This is a genomic window from Calothrix sp. PCC 6303 (genome assembly GCF_000317435.1).
Classification (GTDB): Bacteria; Cyanobacteriota; Cyanobacteriia; order Cyanobacteriales; family Nostocaceae; genus PCC-6303.
Window position 1 is genome coordinate 862064 of record NC_019751.1, and the last position, 25803, is coordinate 887866.

At 39.0% G+C, this 25803-nt stretch carries 24 protein-coding genes; 15 read left to right on the top strand and 9 right to left on the bottom strand.

Going from position 1 to position 25803, the window contains the following annotated elements:
- Position 1 precedes the first annotated feature (1 nt).
- Positions 2 to 1342, bottom strand: a complete 1341-nt coding sequence (locus CAL6303_RS03540; RefSeq protein ID WP_015196453.1) for a protein kinase domain-containing protein — start codon at positions 1340 to 1342, stop codon at positions 2 to 4.
- Between the two features lie 414 nt (positions 1343 to 1756).
- Here CAL6303_RS03540 and CAL6303_RS03545 point away from each other — a divergent pair, with 414 nt between their 5' ends.
- The 6 genes from CAL6303_RS03545 to rpiA all read left to right on the top strand — a co-directional run bounded on the left by CAL6303_RS03545 (position 1757) and on the right by rpiA (position 7082).
- Positions 1757 to 2242, top strand: a complete 486-nt coding sequence (locus tag CAL6303_RS03545) for a glutathione peroxidase (RefSeq protein WP_015196454.1) — start codon at positions 1757 to 1759, stop codon at positions 2240 to 2242.
- Positions 2243 to 2492: 250 nt separating this feature from the next.
- Positions 2493 to 3314 carry an NAD-dependent epimerase/dehydratase family protein gene (locus CAL6303_RS03550; RefSeq protein ID WP_015196455.1) on the top strand — a complete coding sequence of 274 codons (822 nt, stop codon included), beginning with the start codon at positions 2493 to 2495 and terminating at the stop codon, positions 3312 to 3314.
- A 65-nt stretch (positions 3315 to 3379) separates the two neighbouring features.
- A complete protein-coding gene (locus CAL6303_RS03555) occupies positions 3380 to 4291 on the top strand; it encodes an alpha/beta fold hydrolase (protein WP_015196456.1) in 912 nt (303 codons plus the stop codon).
- A 369-nt stretch (positions 4292 to 4660) separates the two neighbouring features.
- Positions 4661 to 4951: a helix-turn-helix domain-containing protein gene (locus tag CAL6303_RS03560; RefSeq protein WP_015196457.1), complete on the top strand. Its 291-nt coding sequence runs from the start codon at positions 4661 to 4663 to the stop codon at positions 4949 to 4951.
- A gap of 286 nt (positions 4952 to 5237) precedes the next feature.
- Positions 5238 to 6221: an alpha-ketoacid dehydrogenase subunit beta gene (locus CAL6303_RS03565; RefSeq protein WP_015196458.1), complete on the top strand. Its 984-nt coding sequence runs from the start codon at positions 5238 to 5240 to the stop codon at positions 6219 to 6221.
- A gap of 153 nt (positions 6222 to 6374) precedes the next feature.
- Positions 6375 to 7082, top strand: coding sequence for a ribose-5-phosphate isomerase RpiA (rpiA, locus tag CAL6303_RS03570; protein WP_015196459.1), 708 nt, complete (start codon positions 6375 to 6377; stop codon positions 7080 to 7082).
- A gap of 339 nt (positions 7083 to 7421) precedes the next feature.
- On the opposite strand, the gene CAL6303_RS03575 is transcribed toward rpiA, so the two are convergent.
- Positions 7422 to 7655, bottom strand: coding sequence for a hypothetical protein (locus tag CAL6303_RS03575; RefSeq protein ID WP_015196460.1), 234 nt, complete (start codon positions 7653 to 7655; stop codon positions 7422 to 7424).
- A gap of 473 nt (positions 7656 to 8128) precedes the next feature.
- Here CAL6303_RS03575 and CAL6303_RS03580 point away from each other — a divergent pair, with 473 nt between their 5' ends.
- Both CAL6303_RS03580 and CAL6303_RS03585 read left to right on the top strand, forming a co-directional pair.
- Positions 8129 to 9310 carry an aldo/keto reductase gene (locus CAL6303_RS03580; RefSeq protein ID WP_041739045.1) on the top strand — a complete coding sequence of 394 codons (1182 nt, stop codon included), beginning with the start codon at positions 8129 to 8131 and terminating at the stop codon, positions 9308 to 9310.
- Between the two features lie 241 nt (positions 9311 to 9551).
- Complete coding sequence (locus CAL6303_RS03585; protein WP_015196462.1) at positions 9552 to 11447, top strand: GTPase family protein; 1896 nt, start codon at positions 9552 to 9554, stop codon at positions 11445 to 11447.
- A gap of 35 nt (positions 11448 to 11482) precedes the next feature.
- On the opposite strand, the gene CAL6303_RS03590 is transcribed toward CAL6303_RS03585, so the two are convergent.
- Both CAL6303_RS03590 and petJ read right to left on the bottom strand, forming a co-directional pair.
- Entirely contained in the window at positions 11483 to 12280 is a 798-nt protein-coding gene (locus tag CAL6303_RS03590) for a peroxiredoxin-like family protein (RefSeq protein ID WP_015196463.1), read from the bottom strand.
- A gap of 278 nt (positions 12281 to 12558) precedes the next feature.
- On the bottom strand, positions 12559 to 12888 hold the full coding sequence (gene petJ / locus CAL6303_RS03595; protein ID WP_015196464.1) for a cytochrome c6 PetJ: 330 nt from the start codon (positions 12886 to 12888) through the stop codon (positions 12559 to 12561).
- 299 nt (positions 12889 to 13187) lie between these two features.
- Here petJ and CAL6303_RS03600 point away from each other — a divergent pair, with 299 nt between their 5' ends.
- Positions 13188 to 13961: a DUF364 domain-containing protein gene (locus tag CAL6303_RS03600; RefSeq protein WP_015196465.1), complete on the top strand. Its 774-nt coding sequence runs from the start codon at positions 13188 to 13190 to the stop codon at positions 13959 to 13961.
- Positions 13962 to 14083: 122 nt separating this feature from the next.
- Here CAL6303_RS03600 and CAL6303_RS30660 read toward each other — a convergent pair whose 3' ends face one another.
- A complete protein-coding gene (locus CAL6303_RS30660) occupies positions 14084 to 14257 on the bottom strand; it encodes a hypothetical protein (RefSeq protein ID WP_085953321.1) in 174 nt (57 codons plus the stop codon).
- Between the two features lie 162 nt (positions 14258 to 14419).
- Between CAL6303_RS30660 and CAL6303_RS03605 the strand changes: the two genes are divergently transcribed.
- Positions 14420 to 15004 carry a DUF2854 domain-containing protein gene (locus CAL6303_RS03605; protein ID WP_015196467.1) on the top strand — a complete coding sequence of 195 codons (585 nt, stop codon included), beginning with the start codon at positions 14420 to 14422 and terminating at the stop codon, positions 15002 to 15004.
- Between the two features lie 314 nt (positions 15005 to 15318).
- On the opposite strand, the gene CAL6303_RS03610 is transcribed toward CAL6303_RS03605, so the two are convergent.
- A complete protein-coding gene (locus CAL6303_RS03610; RefSeq protein WP_015196468.1) occupies positions 15319 to 15750 on the bottom strand; it encodes a hypothetical protein in 432 nt (143 codons plus the stop codon).
- A 561-nt stretch (positions 15751 to 16311) separates the two neighbouring features.
- On the opposite strand from CAL6303_RS03610, the gene CAL6303_RS03615 reads away from it, so the two are divergent.
- Entirely contained in the window at positions 16312 to 17232 is a 921-nt protein-coding gene (locus tag CAL6303_RS03615) for an AAA family ATPase (RefSeq protein ID WP_015196470.1), read from the top strand.
- A 117-nt stretch (positions 17233 to 17349) separates the two neighbouring features.
- Here the strand turns inward: CAL6303_RS03615 and CAL6303_RS03620 are convergent, their stop codons facing one another.
- Both CAL6303_RS03620 and CAL6303_RS03625 read right to left on the bottom strand, forming a co-directional pair.
- A complete protein-coding gene (locus CAL6303_RS03620) occupies positions 17350 to 19056 on the bottom strand; it encodes a sensor histidine kinase (RefSeq protein ID WP_015196471.1) in 1707 nt (568 codons plus the stop codon).
- Positions 19057 to 19438: 382 nt separating this feature from the next.
- Complete coding sequence (locus tag CAL6303_RS03625; RefSeq protein WP_015196472.1) at positions 19439 to 20395, bottom strand: M48 family metallopeptidase; 957 nt, start codon at positions 20393 to 20395, stop codon at positions 19439 to 19441.
- Between the two features lie 190 nt (positions 20396 to 20585).
- Between CAL6303_RS03625 and CAL6303_RS03630 the strand changes: the two genes are divergently transcribed.
- The 4 genes from CAL6303_RS03630 to CAL6303_RS03645 all read left to right on the top strand — a co-directional run bounded on the left by CAL6303_RS03630 (position 20586) and on the right by CAL6303_RS03645 (position 24925).
- Positions 20586 to 22157, top strand: coding sequence for a helicase C-terminal domain-containing protein (locus tag CAL6303_RS03630; protein ID WP_015196473.1), 1572 nt, complete (start codon positions 20586 to 20588; stop codon positions 22155 to 22157).
- 109 nt (positions 22158 to 22266) lie between these two features.
- Complete coding sequence (locus CAL6303_RS03635; protein WP_015196474.1) at positions 22267 to 22482, top strand: DUF2839 domain-containing protein; 216 nt, start codon at positions 22267 to 22269, stop codon at positions 22480 to 22482.
- A gap of 1268 nt (positions 22483 to 23750) precedes the next feature.
- Positions 23751 to 24092: a DUF1815 family protein gene (locus tag CAL6303_RS03640; protein WP_015196475.1), complete on the top strand. Its 342-nt coding sequence runs from the start codon at positions 23751 to 23753 to the stop codon at positions 24090 to 24092.
- A 341-nt stretch (positions 24093 to 24433) separates the two neighbouring features.
- A complete protein-coding gene (locus CAL6303_RS03645) occupies positions 24434 to 24925 on the top strand; it encodes an acyl-CoA thioesterase (protein ID WP_015196476.1) in 492 nt (163 codons plus the stop codon).
- Between the two features lie 403 nt (positions 24926 to 25328).
- On the opposite strand, the gene CAL6303_RS03650 is transcribed toward CAL6303_RS03645, so the two are convergent.
- Positions 25329 to 25523, bottom strand: a complete 195-nt coding sequence (locus CAL6303_RS03650; protein WP_015196477.1) for a hypothetical protein — start codon at positions 25521 to 25523, stop codon at positions 25329 to 25331.
- Positions 25524 to 25803: the final 280 nt, after the last annotated feature.

Sequence of the window (25803 nt, forward strand, 5' to 3'; positions counted from 1 at the left end):
TTTAATCTTTCCTCACAACGAGACATTTGGATATTTTGTCATGCAAAGTTTGTTTTTCTTTGGTAAAACCACCCATGAAAAAACCAATGAAAAAAGTTATGTAAGAAACTAGTTTGCTCACATGTCTTTTAGTCGCTTGTCCCCAAGATATTCTTTGACCATGGATATCTGTCACCATGATTCCTAGTGCCATTTTTCCCAGGGTCGCTTGGGTTTGAAAGCTTTCCATTACTGGACAATACAAAAATCCCAACATGATGTAATATCCAATTATTCTGCCTAAAAATTCTCCATCACTTCCCGTTGTCGGAACACCAGATTGGCTTAAATCAAGGAGTAAACTAGCAATAATTAATATACAAAAATCTATACAATATGCAGCAATTCTGCGTGAAAAACCGGCATATTTAATAATTCCTGGAGAAGGAGAAGTTATAGCTGGAACTCGTGAGGGGATGGGAGTAGGTATTGGTATGGGAATGGGTGTAGGAAATTTTTGGACTGTATTTGTCAATTCCAAGATTGCTTCCAAAGCTACTGATGCTGATTGATATCTTTGACTGGGGTGATAGGCTATCATTGTATCGAGAATATCGGCTACTTCGGGTCTAACCTGGGCTTGAAGTCTCCAATTAATTTGTCCGCTATAGGAATCCAGGAGATTGGTGGGAAATATACCTGTCAGTGCTTCAATACCAATCATACCAACCGCATAGATGTCACTACATAACATCGCATTTTGTTGAAGTTGTTCAACTGGCATATATCCAGGTGTACCAATAACAAAAGTAGTAGCGACAATTTGTCCTTGAGTGTTAAAGACTTGGGTACTGATTTCTTTAACGGCTCCAAAGTCGATTAAAATGATCTTGCGATCGCTTCCACGGCGAATCAAGTTTTCTGGTTTTAAGTCGCGGTGAATTACACTTTGCTGATGTACAAAACTCAACACCTCTAAAATATCTCGCATCAAGTAAATAACTTGACTTTCACTCCACTGCTTACCCAGGCTAAACTCAGCCCTCAGCATATTCCCATCAATAAATTCTTGAACTAGAAAAAATTCCTGATTTTCTTCAAAAAAAGCCAAAAGTCGAGGAATTTGATCATGCGTTCCCAATCTTTGCAGTGTAGTTGCTTCCCTTTGAAAAGACTGTTGTAACCACCTAATAGCAGACTGACTTGAGTTCTGAGGTTTCAGTCTTTTAATCACACATTTATAATTTCCTGGCTGATCCCTATCCAAAGCTAGAAAAGTCTCACCAATACCACCCTCTCCCAATTTATCTGTGATGTAATAACGTCCGCGAAGCGTTGATCCAATCAGATTGTTTCCAGACATAGGACACCTTGAGATTCATCAGGATTGATAAAACCTTGACTGTAGTTTGTGATTTTAGTTTTTTATAATCCTTAGTTAGTACATCGTTTCACACTTTTAGTACTTACAAGGGACAAACGCGATGCAACTTTAGTAAAAATAATACCACAGAAACTTTTAACTAAAACGCCCTAAATCTCCCACTGATTCGCAGTACCCAATTCACTATCGAGATTGCGAGAAACATTTCAATGGACTAAAAACCAAAAATATTCAGTCATCTCGCGGATAAGTTTAGCTATTGGACGGCAGTTTCAACCGTTGGTGGGCATAGAATTAGAGAAAATCCAGGAAATTCGATACTTATGTGTATGCCGTAGGCACATCTAATGTGGGAAACTTGTCAATGGTTTGTTAATAAGAGTTAATCAAGGTATGGGTAGCAACATCTCAGATATCACAGTTAAAACCATTGATGGACAAGACAAAAAAATCAGTGAATATGCAGGCAAAGTCCTACTAATCGTCAATGTTGCTTCCTATTGCGGGTACACAGGACAATATAGCGGACTTGAACAACTCAACAAAAAATATCATGATGCAGGTTTACGAGTATTAGGGTTTCCCTGTAATGATTTTGGCGCACAAGAACCAGGGACAAATGAGGAGATTGTTCAGTTCTGCCAACGAAATTATGGTGTGAGTTTTGAAATATTTGATAAAGTCAAAGCTAAAGGTGGCGATAAACATCCACTTTATGACAAACTCATCAACTCTGTTGAACCCAAAGGTGATGTTTCTTGGAACTTTGAGAAATTTCTAGTGAATAAACAGGGTGAAGTAGTTGCTAGATTTAAAAGTGGCACAACACCTGAAGCATCAGAATTAAGTCAACTCATCGAAACCGAATTAGCCAAATAGAATATTTTGTCTGGTGTGCAATACTCCAGTCTCAGGGAACTTGCAAAGTTGACATGTTCCCCTTTCTGCCTACTCGACTATTACGTCAAGGCAGTAGGCAGTGGGAAAAAGACGTTTATTACTGCACTTTTGATGCTTAAATAATGGTCTGATTATTTACGCCGTGCTGTATTAAACTAAGAATTTTTAGAAATATTTAATAGCCAAAATCAAAGCTTTCTTCCATCATAAAAACACTTAAATCAAACTCATGAATATTGCAATTATCGGTTGTGGTTATGTTGGTTCAGCAGTTGCAAAATACTGGCACCAAAAAATGACATTAATGGTGACAGCAACCACAACAACGCCTGAAAAAATTCACGAATTAGCCGCTTTTACTCAAAAAGCCATATTATTGAAAGGTGATGAAGAAGAAAAACTACAGAACATTCTCAAAAACCAAGATTGTGTGCTTTTAAGTATTGCTCCAGGACAGAATAATACATACGAAGAAGCATATTTAAAAACTGCAAAAAACATAGTTAAATTTTTAGAGAACACTTCAGTAAAACATTTAATATACACAAGTACATGTTCAGTATATGGGGATCAAAATGGCATGTTAGTTGATGAAGAAACAGCCATAAAACCCAGTACTAAAAATGGAGAAATCCTCAAGCAAACCGAGCAAACTCTACTATCAGCTGCTAATGATAATTTGCATGTTTGTATATTGCGTTTGGGAGGTATTTATGGAGCAGGACGTGAACTAGTGAAAATTTACAGTAGAGTAGCTGGAAAAATCCGTCCAGGGACTGGTGACGAACCATCAAATTGGATCCATTTGGATGATATTGTGGGAGCTATTGAATTAGCGCGATCGCAAAATTTATCAGGCATTTATAATGTAGTGGATGAAGAAAACCTTTTAAACCGTGAGGTCATTGCTCGTGTATGTGAAACACATAACCTAGAACCCGTAATCTGGGATTCTTCTCAACCAAGTAAACGAAACTATTATGCGAGAATCTCGAATCAAAAGTTAAAAAATGCTGGTTACAAATTTATTCACCCTCAGATGACATTTTAAATAAACCTCGTCTATCTTGAAAACATAAACAGGTTCAACAAATAATCACCCCCCTATTTTTATCTATGATTACTCAAGATGCAAAAACCAACTCAACTGAATTCTATACCTGGCGTAACTACAACTGTTCCTATGAAGTCAACTATTGCGGTAATGTGAATCAATCTGGAACACCCTTATTACTAATTCATGCTATTGGTGTGGGATTATCTCGAAATTTTTGGCAACGTTTTTCTCAGGAATGGGTTAACAAAGGAAATAAAAATACTATTTATATTCCTGATTTAATTGGTTGTGGTGAAAGTGATATGCCTGCGGTTGCTTTTACCCCCATAGATTGGGCTGAACAGCTACAATCTTTTATCGAAACAGTTATACAAAAACCTGTAATTTTAGTTGTTCAAGGTGCTTTATTACCAGCGGCTATTGAACTAGCAGAAAAAGATCCCAATCTAGTAGCTGGATTTGTTCTTGCTGGACCCCCAACTTGGTCATTAATTACTACAGCAAGAGCAAAATGGCAACAAAATTTAACATGGACAATTTTAAGTTCTCCATTGGGAAATTTGTTTTATCGTTATGCGAGAACTGAAAATTTTCTCGGTAATTTTTCTAGAAAAAGGCTATTTGCTTCAGCGGATACGGTAGATAAAGAGTGGTTAGATACCCTACATGTGGGTTCGAGAAATATGGCAAGTCGTTATGCAGTATTTTCTTTCTTAGCAGGATTCTGGCGTAATGGATATTATGAACAAATTAGTCAGATGGAACAACCAACCCTAGTAGTGATGGGTGAAAATGCATCAAGTATTGGTAAAAAAGGTAAGCAGGAAACACCAGATGAACGATTAACAGAATATCTGAATTGTTTACCTAATGCACAAGGATTAAAGATTAGTGGTAGAAATGTTTTGCCTTACGAATCAACCTCAGAATTTGTGCAAGCAATTACGCCATTTATCCAAAGTATTAATTAATTTGTTTTGTGTCGGGGCAGCAGGTTTACTTCCGTCGGATGAACTCAAACGGCTGGGTTTAAGACCCCACCATTTAACGGCGCTTACAATTGGGAGGGGTCGGAATACTCTCCCAATTGTTCCTTCTGCCTCCTTCAACCTTGCTTCCCTGTCTCTTTTGATGTGTTTTTCTCTTTCACCCAGTGTCGATGAATTTATACCTAAAGAATGAGATGACTCATCTGTTTGTGAGATGGCATGGTGATTGCTTATGGAATAATATAGTTGAACAAAGCATTTTCGCTGGCAAACTTCGTCACATCAGTTTTGATAGTGACTGCATTTTAGAATCAAAATTTTAATGTTATTTCACACAAGGGAGCATGAGATATGGATATGCAAGTCCTGAGAGAGCGGGCGGGACTCAGCCGTGCAGAGGTTGCCTTCAGGCTTGCAATCAGTGAGACTAGTGTACGGAATTGGGAGGCTGGGCGTACTGAACCAACTATGACCCCGAAGAAGTATGTAGAAGCACTGCGATTATTCAAATGTACACCCCAAGAATTGGCGGATGCCAGTGAAAAGTCTATAAACCAAAGACATAAACGCAAACCAGGTAGACCGCGAAGATTCCCTGATAACCAGGTAGCGCAAGTTACAGAAATTCTCGTAAATAGTTAAGCCTTGTAGAGATGTTTTAGTGGAACATCTCTCTATTTTTGTGGATTTTTGTGGTTAAATTTTCTGTAATGATTTAGCGAAATTGTGAAAAAAACAAAAACGCGATCGCTTGGACATCAGAAACACCATAATAGATAAAGCATTTTATTTCGACCAAGCGTAGGCAACTAAAAGCCATTTGCGAGTGAAAAGCCAATAACTTAACTTTAAACTCGTGCTTGTGCTGACTTTATTTGGTTTCGCAGCACGATAAAATTCTTAAACAAACACTGTAATTCAAGGTCTAATGGCAGAAACACTATTCTTTAACGCTCTGCGGGAAGCCATTGATGAGGAAATGGCGCGTGATGTAACGGTAATGGTAATGGGGGAAGATGTGGGACACTACGGTGGTTCCTACAAAGTGACAAAGGATCTGTATAAAAAGTACGGAGATTTTCGTGTTTTAGATACTCCGATTGCCGAAAATAGTTTTACAGGAATGGCTGTAGGGGCTGCTATGACTGGCTTACGCCCCATCATCGAAGGGATGAATATGGGGTTTCTCCTCTTGGCATTTAACCAGATTTCTAACAATGCTGGTATGCTGCGCTACACCTCCGGTGGTAACTACCAAATTCCTATGGTAATACGTGGTCCCGGTGGTGTAGGTAGACAACTGGGTGCAGAACATTCACAACGCTTAGAAGCCTATTTCCAAGCGGTTCCCGGCTTGAAAATTGTCGCTTGTTCCACTCCTTACAACGCCAAAGGACTCCTCAAAGCTGCCATCCGCGACAATAATCCGGTGTTGTTTTTTGAACATGTGCTGCTGTACAACCTCAAAGAAGATTTGCCAGAAGAAGAATATATCCTGCCATTAGACAAAGCTGAGATTGTCCGTCCTGGAAAAGATGTGACAATTTTGACTTATTCGCGGATGCGTCACCATGTGATGCAAGCCATGAAAAATATTGAGAAAGCGGGTTATGATCCGGAAGTCATAGATTTAATCTCCCTCAAACCCCTTGATTTTGACACAATTGGAGCCTCAATCCGCAAAACCCACCGCGTGATCATTGTGGAAGAATGTATGCGAACTGGGGGTATTGGTGCTGAACTAACAGCTTCGATTAATGATCGCTTATTTGATGAGTTGGATGCGCCAGTATTACGGCTATCATCCCAAGATATTCCCACACCTTACAATGGTGCTTTAGAAAGGTTGACAATTATTCAACCTGAGCAAATTGTGGAAGCTGTGGAAAAAATGGTCGGATTGCGCGTTTAGTTTCAAGAAAAATTCATCCTACGTCTGACACCAAGTGCAGCGTGGGATAATTTTTTGACTCTTGCTTCCCAAGAATACTAGTTTTCTGCCGAGAACTTCCCCAAAAGCAGTAGGATATGCACTATAAGCTTTAGATTATAAGGAGTTATGGGAATGAGCGCAGCTGATCCCGTGAAGGTGATGAAGCAAGAAGTTGGTAAAGCCGCTGCTGCTTTGGTGAAGTCGGGTACCATTGTGGGGTTGGGGACTGGTTCAACTACTGCATATGCAATTGAATATATCGGAGAACGCCTCAAATCGGGTGAAATTAAAGATATTGTGGGTGTACCTACTTCATTTCAAGCCGAAGTTTTGGCAAAGCAATATGGTATTCCTCTGACTACCCTGGATGCGATAGATCATATTGATATTGCCATTGATGGAGCCGATGAGGTTGATCCTCAGAAAAACTTAATTAAGGGTGGTGGTGCGGCACATACCCGCGAGAAAGTGGTAGATTATTTGGCGAACCAGTTTGTGGTGGTGGTTGATGCTGGTAAAATGGTGGATAAGTTAGGTTCTACTTTTGCTGTTCCTGTGGAAGTAATCCCCATGGCAATCACTCCGGTGATGAATGCGATCGCTAAAATGGGTGGTAAGGCAGAATTGCGTATGGGAATCAGAAAAGCTGGTCCTGTGATTACCGATCAAGGCAATATGGTGGTAGATGTCAGGTTTGATGATATTCCAGATCCTGTAAACTTGGAAAAAACCCTCAATAATATTCCTGGTGTCCTCGAAAATGGTATCTTTGTTAACTGTGCTGATATTGTCCTGATTGGTGAAGTGATAGATGGACAACCTTCAGTTAGACAAATTTAACGAATTATAGATACTTTGAGTTAAATATTAGGCTTTTTAGTCTAATACCAATTCAAATAATGCAACACATTCAACGGTGGAGACGTAGCAATGCTACGTCTCTAAAAACATGCATCTGGGACATTGTTTTTTCTTGCTTAGTCCAATTCTCAACCCTTTCCTCATCTCCCACTTAGTCTTGAAGTGAACATCAGACTAAGGGACTTGCTTTTTAATACCGCACCAATCTAGCCGTAGCTATCATCGGTGCGTGACGCTTACAAATACTAATCATTCCGCGATTATATTGTCGTAGTGTCACACACCCTACAAATTGGTATTTTATTTTCCCCGAAGTCCCTAACGGCTTTTTTCATCAATATCAATGTGCCACAGTTTTTCTAACTTTTCCACCCGATGACGATAAACTGTTTTTCGGTATTTTTTATAACCCAAAATACTGAAAAATAAAATAATTGGAATTGAAATTATAAAATATCCAGCAATATTGTTAACACTATAAACCCCAGGCTGCTGATTTCTGGAATCTACTTGTACTGTGTGCTTAGTAGGTTGATTTGTGTGTGGTGGCATTTTAGGTTTCAATTATCCTTTTCGTATGTACAAACCAATACTTCAGAAACAAAGACTGTTTCTCCTGATAAGTTTATGTAAATTATTCTTAACGATTCTGAAGTTGAATCTGTGGAGACAATTTTTCTGGAGAATGAATAAAATGAATGAGCAGTTAGCTTTGAGATGTCATCCTCAGAACACCCTGTTCTGACATCAATAAAAGTACGTAGATGATTTTCATAAGCAGTATTATTAATAATTTTACATCACTAAGTACATGCGTGAATTGTATTGTCAACATATATCGGTAAACGATATACAGCAAGAGATTCTGTATGTGGAAACCTGATGTCAATTATTTTTTGGTCAAGCATAAATTCATGTTAACCAAATATTAACTTGACAATAATAGACACTTAGGTAGACATCAAAACATACCTCAGAAACAAATGCTAGCGTTATCTAGGATTTGAAACCATAATAAAAATATGATGCTTTATCGAAGATTTGGACGCACCGAATTACAAATGCCTCTGTTTTCTTGTGGGGGGATGCGATATCAGTTCAAATGGCAAGATATTCCCCAGTCGGAGATTCCCGACGACAATCAAGAAAACTTGGAAGCGACAATCAGAAAGTCTGTGGAATTGGGGATAAACCACATTGAAACTGCACGAGGTTATGGAAGTTCGGAGATGCAGTTAGGGAGAATTTTACCGACTTTTCCTCGGCAGGATTTGATTATTCAAACCAAAGCGACTCCCAAGGCAAATTCAGAGGAATTTCAAGCAGAGTTTGAAAAATCACTCCAATACCTAAATTTAGACTATGTTGATTTGCTGTCAATTCACGGAATCAACAATGGGGAAACCCTAAACCATACCATGCGTGCTGGTGGTTGCTTGGATGTGGCGCGAAAACTCCAAGCACAGGGTAAAGTCAGATTTATCGGTTTCTCTACCCATGGTGCTTGTGAGACGATTATTCAAGCCATTGAAACTGATTGCTTCGATTATCTAAATTTACACTGGTATTATATTAATCAAAATAACTGGCGGGCAATTGAAGCTGCAAAGCGCCATGATATCGGAGTTTTTATTATTAGCCCTTCAGATAAAGGTGGTAAATTATACAGTCCGCCGGATAAATTGGTGGAATTGTGTAAACCATTGAGTCCGATGGTATTCAACGATTTATTTTGTTTGAGTCATCCTCAGGTGCATACATTAAGCTTGGGTGCAGCAAAACCCAGTGATTTTGATGAACATCTCAAAACCTTGGAATTGTTAGAGCAAGCAGACGAAATATTACCACCAATTTTGGCACGTTTGGAAGAAGAAGCGATCGCATCTCTGGGGGAAGAGTGGGTAAAAACTTGGCACCTCAATTTACCAACTCCGGAAGAAACCCCTGGAAACATTAATATCCCGGTAATTCTGTGGTTGCGAAATCTTGCCCTTGCCTATGACATGATTGATTATGCCAAAATGCGCTACAACTTACTGGGAAGCGGTGGACATTGGTTTCCCGGTTCTCAAGCAGATAAAATTAATCAGTTGGATTTACGTGAATGTCTTTCTCACAATCCTTATGGGGAGAAAATACTCCAAATCCTCGCTGAAGCACATCAACTGCTAGGTGGTGAACAAGTTCAGCGTTTGGGAAGCGATTAAAAAACAAGTAATGAGTAATACCAATTTAATATAAAGAACCCCACCCCCTGCCCCCTACCCCGCTTGCGGGGAGGGGGTAATAAGGGGTCAAATCATGTTCCCTCCTCGCAAGCGGGGAGGGTTAGGGTGGGGTTAAATTCTATGTAGCTAGCCCTAGCCCTTTCAGGGCGGCTTCGCCAACTGGCAAGCTTCGCTAACACAAAGAATTGGTATAAGTAAATAGATATTTTAAAGTAAGTATATGATTCGCTTAAAACCGTGGCAATGGTTAGTATTAGCATTACCAGTTGCAACTATCGTTACTTTCTTGATGGTGGCAGCAGGAATGCAAATCCACACATGGGGTGTTAACTGGATTTGGGCTATATTTACAGTTATATTTGTAGGTTGGCGTTGGCTTTTAGTCAAGTGGACTAAACCTGCGCTGTTACAAGTAGAAAGTGTTGTTGCAGAAGTAAATCGGGAATTAGAGGCAGATTTTGCCACTTCACCCAGTGGAAGTAATACCAAACAAGCAGAAACTATCCTCCAAGATATCTTGGTTGCCGCCCAAAATGATCTGCCAATTTGGGAAGACTGGTTAACCTTTTGGCAACGTTGCCAACAACTTGTGACGAATATTTCCCAGATTTATCATCCAGAAGTTAAATATCCGTTGTTAAATATCCATATTCCCCAAGCTTATGGATTGATTCGCAGTACGGTTGATGATACAGATTTGTGGATGCAGAAGTTATCCCCAGTTTTGAATCAGGTGACAATTGGGCAAGCTTACCAAGGATATGAAGTTTACCGAAAATTAGAACCTTCAGCACAGAAACTTTTAAAAGTTTGGAATCTCGCACAGTGGTTACTCAATCCCGCAGCTGCGATCGCACAACGCAGCACTAAGCCCTATAGTAATAAAGCTGAGAAACAACTCCTCATAAATCTTAGCCAGTTATTACGGGAAGCAGCATTACGGAATCTTTGCCGCAACGCGGTTACTCTCTATAGTGGTGAAATATTAACCAATTTTGAACCGACAGTAACGACATCACCAAAATTACAAGTTAAAACCCAAACTCTCCGGGATATTTTGGTACAAGCTGAACCTGTGGAGGTGGTGGAGCAGAAACCTGTTAATATCCTGTTGGTAGGGCGAACTGGTGCTGGGAAAAGCAGTTTGATTAATACGCTTTTCAATATTGATAAAGCCGAAGTTGATGTATTGCCCAGTACAACTACAATTACGAGTTATCACTGGGAAACTACGACTGGTGAAACTTTAGATCTTTGGGATAGCCCAGGATATGAACAGGTAAAGCGTTCTGAGTTACGGGACTTAGTTTTAGATAATGTCTGTAAAACTGACTTAGTAATATTAGTAACACCCGCTTTAGATCCAGCTTTGCAAATGGATGTGGATTTTTTAGCGGATATCAAAGCCGAAATTTCCAATCTACCAATAGTTGGAGTGGTGACACAAGTCGATAAACTACGTCCAATTCGAGAATGGGATGCAAATTATGATTGGGAAGAAGGAAATAAACCCAAAGAAATTGCGATTCGAGAAGCAACTGAATACCGTCGTCAGTTATTGAGTAAGTATTGTGATTTGGTTTTACCAGTTGTTACAGGTGATATCAAAGCTGGGAGAAAACCTTGGGGAGTAGATGTATTATCTCTGGGAATTGTAAACGCGATCGCACCCGCAAAGCAACTCCGATTATCTCGTTTCTTAGAGAATTTAGAAGCGAGAACCGTCGCAGCTGCCAAAGTCATCGATAAATATACATTTCAAATGGCAACAACCCAAGGTGTTGCTGCATTCCTCAAAAGTCCAATTTTGCAATTTATTTCCACCATTTCCACAGGTTCACCAACTTTAGCCTATCTTCTTAGCGAAAAAATTCCCGTAGAACAGTTACCTGTGGTGATTGGTAAACTGCAAATGGCTTATGAACTATTCAATTTGTTGAATGATGGTTCCCAAAGTTTCGATTTATTATCATTGTGGACGCTATTACTTGACTCATCCAGTGAATCCGATACCAATTCTTGGGCATTTGGTCATGCTTTGGTAGAATATTGGACTAATGGCTTGACAAATGAGCAACTTCATGAACGGTTTAATTACTATTTACAGCAAGCATAGATTTAAGGGAAAAAACTTGGGTGAGACGTGATATGTTAAATCTCATCTAAAAAAGATAAAGGATTGCTCATATTTTTGGCAAAACCAAGAATACCACCATCGCAATGTTCGTAAACTAATTTACCTTGAGAATCAAATAAAAAAGTCCCTCCCCGTTGTGTCAAATAGGATGAATCTGGTACATACGTGTTCCAGTTACTCAAAACTTCAGTCATATTTCGTAAACGTAGGGTTGCTAGTTCAAAAGGACGTTGAAAACCTTCTCCTCCAGCAGCTTTGAAAAATGAACCTTTCATCGGTGGTAGGGGAGTACCACCGATAACTTCATCATTATTAATTAACTGAGGAGCATTTTTATCACCTTTATAGCCCCGAAAAACTTCCTTCAATGTTCCAGGACTACCAATTCCAGCACACATTAGCATTAAATTCAGCCAAGCTTTTTGTGATGTTGATAAAATTGGGAATTGTATAGCTAAACCGCGATAAAGTCCCAAAAGAGCGTGAATTTCGGCTTTAGTATCAACAAACAGCCATTCAGCCGGAAACCCCGTATATTCACAAAACTTGACTCCCGAATCGCGGTTTCCAATGCCGATAGCGCGAATTGTAATTCCTTTTGAAGAGAGCTTTTCTTTTTCTCTTTGCAACCACCAAGCATATTCTAAATTATCAAAATCCCCCAGTTGCGACCAAATAAGTACAAGTAACTGTGAAGTATTCGAGCAACCATCTAAAATAGGTTTAATCTCTCCATCGCTAACTCGCAAGCGTTGAGTTTGACTCAAAATCGAGTAAATATTTGGAGATGGGGAGCGTGTTTGGGTATTCATTGAGGTAGAATAGCAGTCTTCAGATCTGATTTTAGAGCCATAAATATTTTATCAGTCTATTTATTTCCTAATGGATTTTAGTTGTAAAACTGTAAAAGCGAAGCTTGCGCGACGTAAATCGTTCGCGTGTTGGATAAAAGTGGAGATTTTAAGTAGTAGCACAAAAATATTTACACTCATTCTGAGTAAAGCGAGGCAGTTCAAAACCTTGCGATTGCTTCATTTTGCTTCGCTACATTCGCAATGACATTGTGTAATTAATTCTGCTTGCTTACTTATTACCATCCCTCTTCAGCTTGTTGGAAGACATAAGCAGCAACCTCCAAAATCTCCTGTTCCTTCAATTTACTCTTAAAAGCAGGCATTGCACCCTTACCATTTTGTACCTGATGGATGATAGAGGCGATCGCATCCGTGTTGTAACCCTCTAAATACTGTGATAATGCTGATTTTTGCAGAGTTTTCTCACCAATCAAGATATTACCACCACCTAGATGACAAGAAGCACAATTATTATTGAAGATTTTGGCACCATTTGACACTTCCGCAGCTAAAGCATTGTAGGGCAATAGTAAAAATAATAGCGCGATCGCTGATAGTCTGATCATAATCACTTTCAAAGAATCTTGTCCTCTCAACTAGACTTTCAGCAAGTTATGCACCACTTCATCTATTCTATGGTTATTACCAAAGTTAGGTAGCGAAAACATTTGGGAGTTTCGCCTTCCAAATAGTTTTCAAGAAGTAGTAATATATCTGAACAACAAAAATTATTGTCTAAAGTAATACCACTTTTTCAAAACTACAAAGTATGTGTATTAGGGGATAGAGAATTTTGGTTCATCACTGACTAGGGCTTAAGTTGCTTCCTGTTATCGTAACCACAGAGTAAGTCAAAAAGTGAACCATGCGAGTACACCCACGGGAAATTTATCATCTACTACTGGAGTCAAGTCAGACAGATGCAGTTGTTAAAGAGATTATTATTGGCTTAACTTGGACATATTGCCAAGCAGACGGAATAGGATTGTGTATGAGTCCTGGTCAAGCAACTCGAATTTTACCTTGGTCGGGAACCTTAGTAAATCAAAAGATAATAAACCTCGCACCTTGGTTGAAATCCTGGGATAGTTATCAGGCTACTGTGGGGATGGCAGCAATTAACGCTGTGATCAACCAATCTTCACCACTTTTAGCAAAAGCACAACCTATTTTTCCTAATGGTTCGGCAAATCTTGCAGTTTTTGAGCATTTTCTGCCATTAATCCGGGGTAAAAAAGTTGTGGTAATTGGACGCTATCCTGGACTCTCGGAATATGAAAAAGAGATGGATTTAACGGTATTAGAACGTCAACCAGGAATCCAAGATTTACCTGATACAGCTTGTGAATATGTTTTGCCGGAAGCTGAATGGGTATTTTTGACAGCAACCTCTATTGTGAATAAAACATTTCCGCGTTTGGTGGAATTGTCGCAAAATGCCAAGTTAGTTTTGATGGGGGCAACTGTTCCTTGGTTAGCAGAGTTAGCGGATATGGGAATTGATTACTTAGCAGGTGTAGCGGTGAGTAATCCAGAAAAGTTACGACAGACAGTTGCGGAGGGGGGAGGAGTGAGGATTTATGAGACGGGGGTGCAATATCACGTTTTGGATTTATTAAGTACTTGTATAAAAAAATAGCGCGAGGCTAAACTGCTACGTTACTGGAGTTTCTCTGGTGGTAACAGGTAGTGGTTTTATATTCCGTCGCGCTAAAATATCTAAAATATGTAACCAATAACAGTAGCGATCGCTAAGTGTATTTAGGTTTCAGGGAAAGTACGCTTATATTCGTCCAGTAGTTCATCCATTTCTTCTAAAGCTTGATTGACATCAATCCTTAAAATCCCTAAATTTGGCTGTTCTAACAGCTGTAATAGATAATTGCGTTTGCTTTGAATTGTAATGACGCGTTCTTTAATGGTTTGTATATCCATTATTTCCCCAGTCTTCAACTAACTTCCAGCTTTAGGTTAACTTAAAATACCAAGATTTTTATCATTTTAGGGGATCTATTTTGAGTTTAGCCTTTCCTAAACAACAAGCGATCGCGGATGATAAGAACACTGTACTTTTTCGTAATTAATCTTTATATCGCCATGTTTGGGAGAATCCCTCTATCCGGCATCTGTCTCACCATTGGTAGTATCCTAACTACCATGGGCTTCATTGCCTACGCATACGACAATGCCACACTGAATCTAGTTGGCTTTTTTTATGGTGTTCCCATACTCCTGGGAGGACTCGCACTCAAAGCCAGCGAACTAGAACCAGTTCCTTATACTGAAGACATTACAGATGATATTTTAGAACTCCGCAAGCAACAAGCAACGGTGACTCAAAATAAAATCCGTAAAGATATAACCCGTTTCTGCTATGGACAAGAAGCACATTTTGACCAAGCACTCAAGTTCTTAAGATTAGCACCTACTGATGATGAGTTTCCCATTGTCACCGGCTTACGGGAAACTGAAACCAATGGTGCGTATACTTTGACTTTGAAATTTGACTCACCCTACGTACCAATTGAAGTCTGGCAAGAAAGACATGAACAAATGACTAGATATTTTGGTCCTGGTGTTGATGTCAAAATTACACCAACAGGTGAAGATCAACTGGAGTTGACTTTAATCACCAATCAGTTAGCAGGTGAGGGCAATCAGTTAACAGTAGTCAGTAGTTAAAAAACAAGCAATGAGTAATGAGCAATGAGTATGTTTTGTAACGGGGATTTAAACCCTACACAAAACAGCGCAAACTTAACGGGGGCTTTGCCTCCGTTAAAGTTTGTAAGAACGCTGCTTGCTAGTTTCAGGGGAATTAGACCCCCAATGTTCTTAATAGTTGAATTAACAGTTAACAGTTAGGTTCAAATCCTGCCATACATGTATTGGTTCGTCAGTGACGTAATATCCGATACCAGGATACACAGGTCAAACCAGAAAAGAACGTAGAGAGAAAATATGTCTCATAACTATTCCCTGTTCCCTGATAACTGTTAACTGATTTTATGTGGTGAGTGACGGTAGATAATTCTTTTCATCTTCAACTCGCTCCATTCCATAATCGCTTGAATCATGTCCCACTGGTCAATTTGTAAATCCAGTTCAGCAATAGCCTGATGAATATCCTTACCAGAACGAAGATTATGTTCAATTTGAATCCGTTGGGATTCATCTAAAATTTCCCAAATTTCGCGGTTACGACTTTGACGCACACCTTGGAGTTCCTGACGTTCTTGGGGTGTAAAGTCTTCTTCGGGAAACGTGTAATTGGGTGATGTTGTTGCAATTATCACTTTTGACTCCGTGTCAAAAATGCCTATGGAGTTGAGTTCAGGTACAGCCTGAACAGTACCAGAAAATATGAAGTTAATAGTAATAGCGATCGCTAAAACCGACAAGAGTAGTTTGTTCCATTTCAAAGCCATATCGAGTAATTCCTGCAAGCAATTTTGAGAAGTGAAGGGAATGGAAGAAATTTTTTTGCCAGGGTATCTCTACAATAATCGCCAAAGCGGGTTTCATAATGTCATCTCTATGACTTAGCTTAGGAAATGATAATAAAGAAAAATATATAAGTCATATTAGTATTACAATCTTTTATATTTCGCCATTCACCGCTATCATCAAAATATCAAGCCAGGTGATGTTGTCAATAACTCAGGTCTAAAGACACTGAGCTTGTAATCAACAAAGATTACGTGTTTGACTAGCCCCGAAGAGACTAATCTTGATACGCACTTCCAAATACTTCCCCAGTTTGGATTATCTGCAAGACTGTTTGTTCAGTCGTTGGGTCAAGCCAAGACATTTTAGATTAGTTGGGCGAGGGGACTTAAACGGGTTTGCTAGTTCCTGGGATTATATCCATTCAAAAACTAGCATTCAAATGTCACAGTGGTTAAAACCACTGCCTTCGGCACGCAAGCTGCGTGTCGCTTCCCTCTCAGGTCTAAAGACACTGAGTTTCCCGCATCCCGCGAGGTCTTATGAGCGAACAACTTTTACAAGCAGAACCAGTAATAGATTTGGAAACAGCATTCCAAGAATCCCATATCCAAGAAATATTAGATCGTCTAGATGCCGATTTGGTTGGACTAAAATCTGTCAAAAATAAAATTAAGGAAATGGCAGCTTTATTACTGGTGGATAAAGTTCGACACAGTGTCGGTTTGACAGCAGGTGTACCCACCTTACACATGACTTTTTTAGGAAATCCAGGTATGGGTAAAACCACTGTAGCGATGCGAATGGCAGAAATTTTGTATCGTCTGGGTTACATCACTAGAGAAAATGTCATGTTAGTAACTCGTGATGATTTAGTCGGGCAAGGTATGGGACAAACTGCACCCAAAACAAGGGAAGTTCTCAACAGTGCAATGGGTGGAGTATTATTAATAGATGAAGCTTACACCCTATTTCGTCCTGAGCATCCTGGTGATTTTGGCTTGGAAGCAATTGAAATATTGATGCAGGTAATGGAAAATCAACGCAATGATTTGGTTGTAATTTTAGCTGGTTACAAAGACCAAATGGAGCGCTTTTTTCATAGTAACCCAGGAATGAACTCACGCATTGGTTTACATATTGAGTTTAACGATTACTCGGTTAATAGTTTAATGATTATTGCCCAATCAATTTTGAAATCCCAAAACTATAGTTTTAGTATCGATGCCGAAAAAGCTTTTCGAGAATATTTATTAAAACGTCGCGTAATGCCACATTTTGCTAATGCTCGCAGTGTTCGTAATGCTATTGATAGGGCGAGATTACGTCAGGCAAATCGTCTGTTACAAATGCATGGTAAAACAATCACGAAAGAAGATTTAATGAGCATCGAAGCTTCTGATATTTTAGCAAGTCGTGTATTCCGTGATGGTGTGCCAGATTGTGAAACGCAAGATGATTAGAAACTTTGTACCGTAATTTTTTGTATGGTTGTGGATGCATACACAACTTCTTTTATTAGTTAAAACTATTAGTTAAAATTATTAGTTAAAATCGAGTTAAAACTCTCATAATTTAATCTAATCTTGAGCAACCGGAATTTTAATTTGAAATTCTGTTCCTCTTCCAGTTATAGATTCGCAGAATAAATGACCACCATGTTTATCTACAATAATTTGTTGACTAATAGATAATCCTAGTCCTGTTCCTTTTCCAATTGGTTTAGTGCTAAAAAATGGATTAAATAATTGATTCATAATATCAGCAGGAATTCCAGCACCGTTATCAAGAATATAAATTACTATTTCATTATCGTTAATAACATCCGTGGTAATTTTAATTTGACTGGGATGCTTTTTAATTTCATCCTGATCTCGTTGTGTATCATAATCCTCTAAAGCATCGATAGCATTAGCTAGAATATTCATAAATACCTGATTTAACTGAGCAGGATAACACTCAATCAATGGTAAGGAATTATAGTCCTTAATAACTTTGATTTCTCCTCGCTTATCTGTTGCTTTGAGTCGATGGGATAAAATCATTAAGGTGGCATCGATTCCTTGATGAATATCGACTTTTTTTGTAATTTGTTGATCAAGACGAGAAAAGTTACGTAAAGATGTAACTATTTCGATAATTCGGGAGGTTCCTAATGATATAGAATTGGTGATATTGTTATAATCTTCACAGATATAATTTAAGTCTATATCTTGAATATAGTTTTTAATTTCGGCTGTGGGATTTGAATAATTTTTCTGATATAAGTCAATCAACTTTAGTAGATCTTCGCCATATTTTTGAAGGTGAATAATATTACCATTAATAAAGTTGATTGGATTATTAATTTCATGGGCTATTCCCGCTAGCATCTGACCTAAACTGGACATTTTTTCAGTTTGAATCAGTAAAAGTTGAGTTTCTTCGAGTTTTTGTAATGTTTCCTGCATTTGCAGATTTTTATCTGTTAAATCTTTGGTTCTTTCCCAAACTAGAGATTCTAAATTTTGATTAATTTCTTCTAGGTTGCGTTGAGCAGAATTTCTAGCTTTTAAATATGTTCTAAGTAGGGACAGCACTAATAACCAAACTGGAATTATTAATACTAAGCTGATGATAGAGATTAAAATTGAATATAATAAATCACGACGATATTCAGATATTTTATTTTCAACTTGCAAAAGGATAGCTGCATTTCTACGACTCACCCCTAAAGCATAAATTTCTTTCTGATTTATATATTCTTTGCTAGATAATAAAGATTGTGCAGCTTGACTTTGATTATTATCTACTAGTTTAAAAGATTCATATTCCATCGCTACCAAATTCTGATTTGCCTGATCGGTTTCTTTGGCATCTTTCGTATTATAGGCTTCACTTGCCAGGGAAATCGATTCTTTGATGGCAGTATCTAATTTAGGTTCAAACTCTCGATATCTTGTTTCCCAAGTTTTGTCACCTGTTGCTGCATTCATTTTTGCCGACATAGTTAAGACTTCATCCAGATAAGTAATCTCATTGCTTAAGGATTGCAGTCGTAATTCATGTTTGACGATAGTCTTAAATTTGTAGTCAGCCTGTAAAGTTATATAAATTTGGGGTAAAAATACTAGCAAAGTTAAAATCACAGCCACTGCAACTAATTGAGATGGGCTAATTTTTATCTTCTTGCTGAGATATTTCAAGCGCTCCATCATCCAGGTATTCAAAATAGCTGTACTACCTAACTTATTGAAAGTTGCTTTCCCCAAAACCAACTTTACCAAAGCATTTATCCCATTAAACATAGTTCTGCTTAATATCCACATAGGTTCACATAAGTTTGCTAGAACTGGCGCAAAATATGACCAAGATTGTGGTAGTCTCCGAAGTGTCACTACATACAGGGAAATAGTACTATAGACGCTTGTGATTTGTAAGGATGAAGAAACCTAATTTTGTGATTTTTCTCAAATAGTATTAAATGTAACTTTCGGCTCAGTTTTTTTCTTCCTAGAGGGTATTTACTAGAGAATCTAATTTAGGCTAAATTTTGCGTCAGTTCTGTTGTGTTAAGGCTAATCGCCGAATAACGAGAAATTAAAGGGTGAAATTACTGTATTTGCATCAATTTCGCCCTTTAATTGCGAAAAATATCCTATTAATTGATACTATAGATGTCTGTCTATCCTATGTCCGCTTCATTCGCTCGATTTCTCGTTGTAACTCTTCAATTTGATTTCGGAGGCGCTCAGCTTCAGCATCTGTCGATTCGGTATTAATATTAACTGCACTTTCTGAAGAACGTCGGTAATTTCCCTGGCGAATTTGCTGATATTCTGCGGATTTAGCCCAATCTTGGAGGTAATGTATCCGTTCTACAGGGAAAGGATGACTTTGCATTGAGCCGAGCATTCCGTTATACATCAGTAATTTATATATTTGGTTGAGTCCATTTTCGTCCAGCGCTTGGTATTCTTGGGACTGCTTGATAAATTCTTGGAGATGGCATTCGTGGGCGAATTTGTGGCTTCCCCCGGCAATTTTCATCATTGTTGTCATAACAGTATCCAAATCTTCCACCACCAGTAATGCGGCTCGATCGGATGATAGTTCGGCTTTGCGTCGCCATTCGTAAAAAGCCAAAATCAAACCTTGACTAACAAAATTACCGATGCCAAAGGTCATTTCCCCCAAAACAGAGGCAGCAGTTCCCGCCCAAGTTGCCATTTGAATTAAAATAGTATGACCACATTTAATATGTCCCAGTTCGTGGGCTAGCACCGTCCTAATTTCGGCTTCGTCCAACAGGTCTAAAATCCCGGTATTGATGACAATGTAAGGGTGTTCCTGTCCCAGTGCGTAGCTGTTAGCGATCGCGTTCTGCTCAACAAACAGTTTTGGCTCTGGATAAACGTCCAAATCTCTGACGCATTCACGGAACATTTGATAAATGGTGGAATATTGCCGAGGTCCAACTTGGATGGTGTTACCCATCAGATAAACTAACTGGGGACGTTCAGCAAAAAACTCTACAAATTTACGAGCGAGAAAATCAAATCCTGGTAGACTCCGAAGGGTTTGTTCTGCCTGTCTGTCCAAAGGATGGCGGAATGCTTCGCTGGAAATTCCTGTATAGGTTGCCATAATTAAGTGAAAGTTACTAATACTAATTGGGGATCATAAAAAAGCAGGGGAGCAGGGAGCAGGGGAGAAAAACCACCCACAAGGGGCAAAGTTTGCCTCCTGCCTCTTAATGAATAACATCGAAGGTTGATAGTTTTACAGAAAATAGGGCAACGCCAGTAAAATTTCTTGATATGGGATTTAAAAGAGCGTGATTGAGGCAGAAGTTCACTTGTCGTTACATAACTTCCTGCGATCGCAGGCAGGCTTCCCAGCTTGGCACCACCACTTGACGATGGCGCGGTTAGTGGCGCGGGCTTTACGTTTACGCCGTAGTGCCTTGATGCAAGTGGGAGCAACCTGTGGGTACCAAGGACGCTACCGCACCAGTTTTGTTGCCTCAGCTTTAATTTGGCAAGGTGCAGTGATTATTGTGGCTTCTGAAGCTGTTCAACAACATTTGTTACGGGTAGAAATTCCCCGTTTACAAACATGGTTGGAAGTCAAAAAGCCAATTCGCACAGGTGATGTTTGGGTAGGAAATGGTTTTGAGGGATTATTCCTCACTACTCCCCAAGCTTGGTTAAAAGGGCAATTTACACTACCTGAAGGTTTTGCGCCAGGTGTTCCGGCAATTATTGATGGTGTGGATGATTTGGAAAATTGGGTACGAGAGAGTCTGACAACAACTATTGCTGATGGAAATTGGGACGAGTTGTGCCTTGCTTATCCCAACCAAGCGGAAACGATTCGCACCGCAAAGGAGGAATTGACACATTATGTTTTTCGACATCCGGCAAACCCCTATGAGTGTTATTTGGTTTCTGAAACAGAAGCCGAGATTTTACAGCGTCTTTTTTCTGTGCTGGAAGTAGGGCAATTACCGCCCATTTGGGAAACTTTTTATCGTCAGTTTCAGCAATCGAGCCAAAGCTTAACTTTGAGTGGGACATCAGCCGATAAAAAAACTGCTGCTTCATCCCTAATTTGGGCAACAATCGCCCGTCGTCCAGGAACCTTTGCTTTGAATATTGCCCCTTTGGAACTGGGGGCAATTTTGGAACCGATGTGGGAACGTCAACCAATTGTCTTAATTGGTAGTGCTTTGGAGGCTGAAACTGAAGCGCCGCTGTTTTGCGATCGCATGGGAGTTAAAAACGTGACTTGTCTGAAGTTTTCTTCTGACAACAACACCGAGGCGATCCAACTTTATACCCCCCATCAAATACCCCTTCCCAACACCCCAGAGTTTCAAGGTGTACTGATCCACAAAATCCGGACTTTGGTGTGCCTGAGCGCCACTGCACCAGGATATACGGTGATTTTAGTGGGGGATGTCCCCCTCAAAGCCCAGGTGGGGACAATTTTGGCATCAGAATTTGGTTCCCGCGTCCAAGTGGAAAAAACCTGCCTGGATGAAAATGGGATTTTAGTTAGTGGTTGGGAATATTGGCGCGAACACCAAGCTGTTTTACCTGCTCCCCAATTGTTAATTATTGCCACATTACCTTTACCATCAGTCGAGCATCCCCTCGTAGCTGGAAGGGTTGCACACTACAAGCGATCGCATCAAGACTGGTTTCGACTTTATCTCCTCCCAGCAGCCCTCAACGAACTACAACGCGCCATTGCCCCAGTTCGTGAAAGTCAAGGTATTGTTGCCCTCCTCGATAGCCGAGTCATCAACCGTAGCTATGGTGCCCAAATCCTTTCTTCCCTCAGCCCCCTAGCCCGGATTAACTACCTCGATCCCAATTTGTTTCACAATACAGATAGGGAATAAACAAATTGGATTTCAGAATACAGTATTCAGAATTCCAGATTCACGAGAATATATTTCTGTTGCCCTTTTTCTTTTCTCTAACTCCAAAATCCTCAAACTATAAAAAACTATGGGTGAAGCAAAACGTCGCAAAACAACTTTAGGGGAAAATTACGGCACCAGCCAAGAACGTATTTTTTCCTGGTCTCCAATTACGAAAAAACAAGCTCAGTTATTCGTGGAATGGAGTACTCGCGGTGCCTGGTTCGGCATCGGCGGAATGGTTGTCATTTGGATTATCATTCGATTTATTGGTCCTGCCTTTGGTTGGTGGGAAGTTGTGTAATTATTTCCAATCAGATTTATTATCTCTGCCCACGACCCACAGACGACTTGGTGGGTCGTCTTTTATTAATAAATAAATTAATTAATTAATTTATTTATTTATTTATTAATTTATTTATTGATTTATTTGTTTTTATTTAGTTATTTTTCTTCATACTTTGAGTATTTAAGTAGCTTATGCTACCGTTTTACAAATGTTTAAGAAATAAAACTGCCTAAATGGCAACATTACAAGCTTACACTTAAGTATCGTTAGTGATTAGTCAGACACTTTATTGGTTTCCCCCAACAATAGTGATAAAGGGTTATCTTTGGTTGCATCTTTCGATCTGAAACTAAATTAGGGACTTCCAATTAAATAATTATCCTATTTTCTATTGTGGAAGAGAGAAAAGTTGGTGGTGTCGGTTTCCGTCCCGCAAAACTTCCGAGTATCCCTCCCTACCTTTTCGGGCAAGACTTCGGCGTGAGCGCTCAGTCCTTACCTCCGGTACACTTCGTTCCGACAGGCTCAGGAACCATCGAACGCTGCCCAAACCACAGGATATTTTACTTTCTGGAAGTCCCTTAAGGACTAATTCTAAATCTCAAAACTAACTGCGACTGAAGCATCTACCAAAACTCAAAATCAATCACAACAGTAATTGCATAACTTGATCTGAATTTATCTTCTAGGCAAAACATCAACTTGCCTGATCACAGCAATTCTGTTTGTAAAACGATATCTAGTACAGAAGAAGTCAACTAACCCGTAGTTGTGACCCATTCTAAACCCGAAGTATTCCACTAAACTTGCATCTTCCGAACAATTATGGTCATACTCAGGATAGCAATTACACTACGTGGAGATTGATTGGATTTAAAAATAGTCGTAAAAATACGTGAAACTACGACTCAAAAGAAATATGTAGCACAAACCACCGCAAACCGGAAAAATATGTGCTATTTATAGCTTTTCAGGGCTTGACTTATTGCCGTTCTGAGTTACTCTTAAAGCGGAATCAGTGTTTGCAGCAACTTCCGATTGAGAAAAACAACAGTAAGGCAAAACTAGTTTCAGTGATTCTGTCCGATATTGTTAGTTCCCAAAGTGAATAGTTTGATACGGCAGCAAAAGTTCCTATGAACTACCTTAGATATATGTAGTTATTATGGAACCTTGTAGAATACATGGTACGAGTATTGTTTAGTGTACAATACCAGTTCATGAGAAAATCTAAAAAAAATCTAAAAGAACACAAAACCTATAGTGGTGTGAGGAGTTCATAAGTGTTTCTAAGACTAGCGCAGCAACATCGACAATTTGTCCAAGACTTGGTTATGAACCTACAAGCATTGGCAATTGTCCTCGAAAGAAGAGGTTATCCCGCATCGTGCTACACCTGTGGCGATCAAATGAATAGTGCTTCATTCATGGTTAGCTTAGGAGAGAATCATCTAATTCGGTTTCTGGTATCGGATTATGGGATTACTTGGACAGAAATGCGTGATGATCGTGAGTTGATGAAGTTAGAAGGCGCTGAAGCTGTAAACCAGCTACAGGAACTTGCTAATATTGTTAAGCAATCGATGCAATCTAATACATCTGCTAAAACTCTTGCCAAGCGATAACTATCAGATTCATGATTTTGTCGAAATACTCGCAAGCCAATGATTAAGTTTCGATTTTGGGAATTGCCAATAGCTAGTTAGATATAGCTGTTAGGTGTTACCATTCCTCAAGACTTACTCATTCTGCGCGCTATTTAGTCTGTGTCAAAGTTTTTCCTAATTTTAGATGACTATATCGAGTTCCCTTGAAAGCTGACGCTTAATCATGACGCGGAAATTTTTATCGCCAATGATTAGCCCAGCATGATTCAATTAGCTAATTAAAGTTATTGCATATCCTAGTTAACTTTTATAAGATTCCAGATATCAAACTTTGCTGATACTTGTCAAAGAGATTTAAGATGTCTGAAAAAAAAGTAAAACAACCACAGTTATCCCCAACTGGTAGCATTACTAACCCTTCTAAAACAGAGTCATTTGCCGACTGGTTAGAATATCCAATCAGGGTATATCCCCACCATACTGATCATGGTGGTATTGTTTGGCATGGTGCGTATCTTGCTTGGATGGAAGAAGGGAGAATTGAATGTTTACGTTCTGTTGGTGTTGATTACGGCGATATAGTTGCTTTAGGGTGTGAGTTACCTGTTGTGGAATTATCTTTGCGGTATCATCAAAGCTTAAAGCTAGGGATGAGTGGGGTGCTAAAGACTCGGATCTCCGAAGTGACTGGAGTTAGAATTAATTGTGAACAAGTAATTACCTCTGTTGACCAACAGAAGTTGTATCTTAGCGCGAAAGTGACGCTAGTTGCAGTAGACCGCGATCGCGGTAAGATTATGCGTCAGTTACCTGCAACTTTCAAAGATGCTTTGTCAAAGTTAAAGGTTTGATCCGTGCTGGGAGGTTGTGCTATCTGATGGTTCAATTTTAAGGAATGCATATTAAATAAAATGCAAGTTTTACTGCCTGCATAATTAGATTAACGGGCAAGACTTCCGCGTGAGCGCTCAGTCCAACGCTGCCCATTCCACAAGATATGTATATTATTTAATTGCTAATCCTAAGATAAATTAATCCAAAATCTTTTCAGGTTTTTTGGGATCAAGAAAAAAATATAGACAAAGATACGTGAATCTTGTCCATAATGAAACCCGGAGTTTTGTAGCGATTTAAATGCGTAAAACAGCCATGTAGGAAAGGAATCTCAGGGTGTTTACGCAAAACTACAGTTCTCAAGATAGACGAGGTTTACCGGGTTTGAGATTGGGAAAATCACACGAAATCTGCGGTATCTCATCTTCCTCTGGTTTGGCTAAAATTTCCTGGTAAGTTGATGATGAAATCAAAAATCTTTTGAGGTGTAACCCCATAACCGACTTGCAATAAGAAAACGATTGTGGCAATCATCAAAGCATGGGTAAATGTGATTTTAAGTAATCTGACTAAAATTGTAAAAACAAACCAAGTAATAATTAAGGGTATAAGCATAGATTTTTCTGATTATTGATGCAATTATTCTTGATTACAATTATGTATAAAATTCAAATTTCTATACATAATTCATCTTTTCAGGAAGAAAGGAAATTTTCAGGTTTTTATGTATGTATTTTGTGTATGTATACACTGGTTGTAAGCTAGATTAGGAAAAAGTAAAAATAATTGAATAATTAAGCGGAAAGAACATCCACACCACTTTTTACCCAGATACTCAATATACAATTATTCTCTATAGTTGTGTGTATTTACTTACAGTTATCAATATTTTGTA